Source organism: Agrobacterium sp. (assembly GCF_032092815.1).
Taxonomy (GTDB): domain Bacteria; phylum Pseudomonadota; class Alphaproteobacteria; order Rhizobiales; family Rhizobiaceae; genus Agrobacterium.
In genome coordinates this window covers 1-5,081 of record NZ_DAMDBP010000088.1, presented here as the reverse complement: position 1 = coordinate 5,081, position 5,081 = coordinate 1, and the positions used below count along the sequence as shown (strand labels likewise).

Here is a 5,081-nt window from a genome sequence, read left to right as displayed (position 1 = left end):
AGTTGCGGTCGTCTTCGCCCGGTCACAGCAGTGCCGTGAACCGCTGGCCCGTTGCCGTCAGGCGACCTGCCGGTGATTGTCCACCACATCGGCCCATTCCACCGCCATATGACGACCGACCACCGTTTTTTCATTGTGGAGCACGCAAACAATGCGCTTGAAAAGCTCCGCCTCGAAGGGCGTTTCGTCGGCCGCATCGGCGCTCAGGCAGCTGCCATCTTCCAGAAACACTGTGGTGACATGAAAATCATCCGCATCGCCTTCCAGCTCGGCGCGGCCGGAAATCAGGATGCCACTGTCCATGCGGCCATGGATGACGATGTTCAGCTCGTCAAACTCCACCACGGCGTTGAGCGACGTCATATTTACCTGTGACATGAAGATACCTCCTGATGGATCCTGCATTCGCGGATGATCTGCGCGTTGAGCTGAACCGCTGCGAAAGCCATCAAGCCAACCGCCAAAACCAGGCCGAAGAAGTGCTGAACAAGGCTTTGCATGGTGTCACCCCTCGGTGCCTTGAGCGTCGCAACCGCATTTCAGGGCGCGAGCCGCATGGAAAACAGCAACACAAACAACAACACAAAAACAACACTGGTGATGTGCGAAATGACGGGCTGAAAGCCGATCACTCCCGCTGTTTGAATTGCTGCATTGTTTGGCGTATGGAAGGTTGTCGAGGTGAAGTGACGTTGTGTTTCAGTCAGTCCGAACGGGCTCCGCACAAACCGAAATCGCAACATAAGCAACGCTAAATCAACATTTTACGCAACAAAAATCACAACAAATTGGCTTGTTGGCGCTGCTATAATGGTAGCCGGGTAAGTATTTTGCTGTGTGTCCGAGGTTGACGGTTCTTTCGCCGCGCCGACGCACGGCCCTCTGCGTTAAACGATGCAACATCCATTCACTCAACGTCATCCTCGACCTTGAGACGAGGATTTAACCACGCCAGCCACGTTCGTTTCGTATGCGGAGATTTGATTAGATCCTCGGGACAGGCCCCGATACGACGGCAGAGAGCGTGCTAGGTTCAATGCATAACCCCTCACCTGAAAAATCTATGACTTAGCAAGCTAAGACCATGATTTTTCTTCCTCTCCCACAAGGGTAGAGGTAAGGGCGTCCGTGGCCCCTCATCTCTGTGCTCGGGCTTGCCCGAGGACGAGGAAAGAGGGTTGGTTGGGACGGCCCTCAGTGGCGAGGCCCCAATCACGCCAGCTACATCCGCGTCACTAAACGAGACGTAGGACAAGCCTCAAGAAGACTTGAAGTGACTGCGAAGGCATGTGGAGCCGGCACGTCGGCCCATGCGGGGGAGCGGCCTCCCCGCGCATCGAACCAAAGGTTTTAGAAGTTGATGTTCAGGCGCGCATTGCCACCATAGATCAACGTATCGGAACCAAGGCCACGCACCCGGCCTTCAAGGCTCAGGCTGGTGCGGTCTGCCAGCTTCACGTCAACGGCGCCGCCCAGCGTTGCCGACCAGTCTTTGGCCTTGTAGCCGGTGGACAGCGAGGCGGTGGCCGTATCCGCATTGGTGTTGATATATTCCGCAAAGGCCAGACCGTAAACGCGGCTGTCGTTTGAGAGGTTGTAACCCAGTTCACCGCCAATCTTGCTGGAGAAGAAGCGCGGGTCATTGACGTTGCCGCTTGTCAGTGCCGAAATATCGGAAATGCGCTCACGGCCGACACTCAATGTCACCTCTGGGATCATGTAAAACGCATTGCCGAGATCGAACTGTCGCGCCACGGACACGGACCCGCTGAAGCGCTGGCCATGAGTATCGCCATTGATGCCGGTGCCAATGGTGAAGGTGTTGTAATCAACATAGCTGTAGGTGGTTTGCAGCGTGACCATCCAGTCATCAAACTGCATGCCGAGATAGGGCGAAATCCAGTAGGCATTGCCGGAGGTTTCACCGCCATTGTCGAAATCACTGCCGAATATGCTGGCACCAACTGCGGCACCTGCCACCCAGCCATTGGCAAAGCGGTAATCGAGGCCAAATTGCTGGCTGGCCTGATAACCACGCACATCAGGGTTCCAGTTGCCGCGCAGACCGTCAGCGCCGGTATCAGCCCATGCAGTCCAGCGGCCACTGGTGTCGTTTCCAGCCGTGGCGAAACCGAAGACGTCATTGTAATCATTTTTGGCTTCGCTGGCATAGGCATGCACAAGGGAACCGGTTGGTGTGCGATCCATGCCGCCCGTCTGCATGCGCTGGCGCAACTGCCCCACCACTGCACGGCTTTGCATGTCGTTCAGCATCACGCCCTGCTGGGCCGCCTGCAGCTTCAACTCTTCGGTCATCGAAGAACAGCTATTGAGGTAAATGCTGACGCACCCAACGCCGGTAAAGGTCAACAGAACCGTATATGGGTATGATCCGGCTGTGGTCTGATTGTAAGCGACAAGAACGCTGTACGTCTGGCCCTGCACCAGTTCAAGATTAGGAATTGTCGCCGTGTTTCCGCCAGAGAAGCTACTGGCGATAAACTGAGAAATTGGGGTCTGAGGAGGAAAGGTGCTCGTTGGCAAGTAGGTGCCATTCAAGACAAAAGTTGTATTAACGACGTGCGAGGTTGTCGCAGAAACACTATACAATCCCGTTGTGTCAACAGTGAACGTATTGAGTGTATAAATCCAGCTGAAGCTTGAATTGTAAGACGTGAAATTGGTGTTTACGCCGCCCACAATTGTTGGTGCATATGTCAGTGTTGTGGATGAGTCATCCGTAAAACTGTAGCTGTCGGCCAAGGCCGGAAATGCTGCAATGTGTGACAAGACCAGCCCGAACAGAACCGGTGCCGCGCGGCGACAGTTTTTGCCGCGAATTTTGGAAACCTTCATTACCCAACCCCTGCAATCAATCATTCTTCATCTGGCCAGCATGCGGCAGGGCCATGCCCGTGCAAAAAAAACGCGCACGTGCACAACCCCGGCGCCGATATGCCGGGCCGGCATTCATGTTAAAAAAGAAGGCTTATTGGCCCCGCGCCAGGAACACGACAGCAGGATTTTGGGCCGCTTCGCCAAACAACGTGTTCGTTGAGCTCCTGCGCCAAGGCAAAAATACAACGCACCCCATTAGACCAGGCGAATCTGACATAGATTTTATTTACATGGCACAGTCTTGGCAATGTTAATAAAGTATTACTGTCTGGAATTTTACATTAAAAACCATAACGTTACTTAAATACCGAAGTCACTACTCGCGGTTGCGAGAGTTGATACGGCCCCAAGAAATTCGCGGTTCTTTTGGCCCCAGCGCATGTTTGGCGGTAAGCACCCGATTGCGGACCGGCATGCTGCATCAGTGCGCGGATATGCAGGGTATTTTGCTGCAACTCTTTGAAAATGAATAAGTGTTCCACTTTTTTTCTATAAACATACAAAAGAAAAAAGAAATAAAGGCCGCTCGACGGCGTTATGAATATGATTTGTGCGATGTTGATGCCCCACATCATGCATCACTTAAACAGGATCAATGACTTGCGGGAGTTTTGGCGGTGGTCGAGTTGCATTGCCCCATGTTTTTTGGGGGGGGCGCCGGCAGGTTGCGGCACATCTTGCAGTCTCGTGGTTTCAGTTTGGCAGAAGTGCTTTATCAAAATCGACAGATGTATCGGTGCGGCCATTGGCGGGGTATGAAAACCGACCAAATTCCCGGTAATGGCAGCGCTGCCAGAAGTTCAGCGTTGCATTGGCCTTGGCATCCGCATGCAGGTAAGAGGTGGTGTAACCGAGCTGGGTGGCGCGCTGTTCCAACAGGGCCACGATGCGGGTGCCAAACCCCTGCCCGCGCAACTGCGGCCGGAGATAGACCCGCACCAGCTGGCAGACCTCGGCGTGGTTTGGATAGCGATGCCCAAGCCGGTCTGCCGTTGCTGGTTTCAGCGAAAACCCGTGCAGGCCGCCGGTGGCAATCAGATGGTGTTGCGCACCATACACCACGCAGAACGCGCCACGGTTTGCCGCGCTGTACCAGTTATCATCAGCCGGTTTTACGAGGGAATCCAGATCGGCATGCCAGACGGGGTTATAATCAATCGCGTAGGTGTCGCGGATCATCTCCAGGCAAAATTCGCGCGCGGCGGTGTACACTGCGCAGTCTTCGCTGCCATCAAGGGTTTTTAGTGTCAGGCTGGAAAGATCGGTCAACATGGCAGGCTCCGGCGGTTCGCCCTGCTTTACTGCGCGGTGTAAGACGGGGCAATCCGTCCTCGACGCAGTGGTGACGATACATCACGCCAGCCAAGTATGTTTCGCTTGACGAGATGGGGTTAGATACTTGGGACAAGCCCAAGTATGACGCCTGGTTGGGAGGTTGCCACACACTCCCCTCATTCCCGCACTTGTTGCGGGAATCCAGGCCCAGCCCCAGTCTTGGGGCTGGAAAGAGTCTATCCGTCACGCGGACGCATGACGACTGGATTCCTGTGACATCCCTCGGGTCAAGCCCGAGGACGAGGAATGAGGGCTGGTTGGGGTGGCCCTCAGTGTCAAACAATGCACCAACCATTTCCTCCACGTCATCCTCACCCCTGTGGCGATGATCTAACCACGCCAGCCATGTACTTTTCGTCTGTCGAGATGTGATTAGATCCTAGGGACAAGCCCTAGGATGACGTCGAGTAGCAGATTGCTTCCCTTAGCGCCACTTGGTTGCGCCACACCAAAAACACAACTTATTTTCCAAACAGCTCTTTAAACCACCAAACGCACCCCTACCTGCATAGTATCAGGTGTGCCGGCGGCGCGCTGTAACCAAAGGTTTGTGATGGACCAGAAAAAGCCGAGTGTCTTCGAACGTATCGAAAACTTTCTCCATAAATGCTGGTGCGTGTTCATCATCCCCAGCTCCACATTTGCCGGCGCCTATATGGGCTTGCAGATGCATGACATTGGTGGAGCAATCGGCCTTGGTCTCGCTGGCCTTATTATCGGGACGTTTTTTGCCTTTGTGCCATCGATTGCGTGGTATCTCATCGAGGCTCTTGGGCATTAGGGCGTAGAACGCCTTACCTGAGAAATCTGTCACTTAGCAAGCTAAGATGATGATTTTTCTTCCTCTC

At 54.2% G+C, this 5,081-nt stretch carries 6 protein-coding genes; 3 read left to right on the top strand and 3 right to left on the bottom strand.

The features are described 5' to 3' along the window. Positions 1-57 precede the first annotated feature (57 nt). Complete coding sequence (locus RT613_RS23615) at positions 58-378, bottom strand: hypothetical protein (protein ID WP_313618802.1); 321 nt, start codon at positions 376-378, stop codon at positions 58-60. 14 nt (positions 379-392) lie between these two features. On the opposite strand from RT613_RS23615, the gene RT613_RS23610 reads away from it, so the two are divergent. Next, positions 393-755 carry a hypothetical protein gene (locus RT613_RS23610; RefSeq protein ID WP_313618801.1) on the top strand — a complete coding sequence of 121 codons (363 nt, stop codon included), beginning with the start codon at positions 393-395 and terminating at the stop codon, positions 753-755. 595 nt (positions 756-1,350) lie between these two features. On the opposite strand, the gene RT613_RS23605 is transcribed toward RT613_RS23610, so the two are convergent. Next, positions 1,351-2,445 carry an autotransporter outer membrane beta-barrel domain-containing protein gene (locus RT613_RS23605; RefSeq protein WP_313618800.1) on the bottom strand — a complete coding sequence of 365 codons (1,095 nt, stop codon included), beginning with the start codon at positions 2,443-2,445 and terminating at the stop codon, positions 1,351-1,353. A 334-nt stretch (positions 2,446-2,779) separates the two neighbouring features. Here RT613_RS23605 and RT613_RS23600 point away from each other — a divergent pair, with 334 nt between their 5' ends. Further along, positions 2,780-3,058: a hypothetical protein gene (locus tag RT613_RS23600; RefSeq protein WP_313618799.1), complete on the top strand. Its 279-nt coding sequence runs from the start codon at positions 2,780-2,782 to the stop codon at positions 3,056-3,058. Between the two features lie 533 nt (positions 3,059-3,591). Here the strand turns inward: RT613_RS23600 and RT613_RS23595 are convergent. Continuing rightward, the gene (locus RT613_RS23595) at positions 3,592-4,170 is read right to left on the bottom strand and encodes a GNAT family N-acetyltransferase (RefSeq protein WP_313618798.1); all 579 of its coding nucleotides are present in this window, start codon (positions 4,168-4,170) and stop codon (positions 3,592-3,594) included. Between the two features lie 616 nt (positions 4,171-4,786). On the opposite strand from RT613_RS23595, the gene RT613_RS23590 reads away from it, so the two are divergent. Further along, positions 4,787-5,014 (top strand): hypothetical protein, encoded by a 228-nt coding sequence (locus tag RT613_RS23590; protein ID WP_313618797.1) that lies wholly within the window; start codon positions 4,787-4,789, stop codon positions 5,012-5,014. The last annotated feature ends 67 nt before the right edge of the window (positions 5,015-5,081 follow it).

What these genes read in the sequence shown, in the direction of transcription:
- RT613_RS23615 (WP_313618802.1), bottom strand. Translation starts at nt 378, where the DNA reads ATGTCACAGGTAAATATGACGTCGCTCAACGCCGTGGTGGAGTTTGAC.
- RT613_RS23610 (WP_313618801.1), top strand. Translation starts at nt 393, where the DNA reads ATGGATCCTGCATTCGCGGATGATCTGCGCGTTGAGCTGAACCGCTGC.
- RT613_RS23600 (WP_313618799.1), top strand. Translation starts at nt 2,780, where the DNA reads ATGTGTGACAAGACCAGCCCGAACAGAACCGGTGCCGCGCGGCGACAG.
- RT613_RS23595 (WP_313618798.1), bottom strand. Translation starts at nt 4,170, where the DNA reads ATGTTGACCGATCTTTCCAGCCTGACACTAAAAACCCTTGATGGCAGC.
- RT613_RS23590 (WP_313618797.1), top strand. Translation starts at nt 4,787, where the DNA reads ATGGACCAGAAAAAGCCGAGTGTCTTCGAACGTATCGAAAACTTTCTC.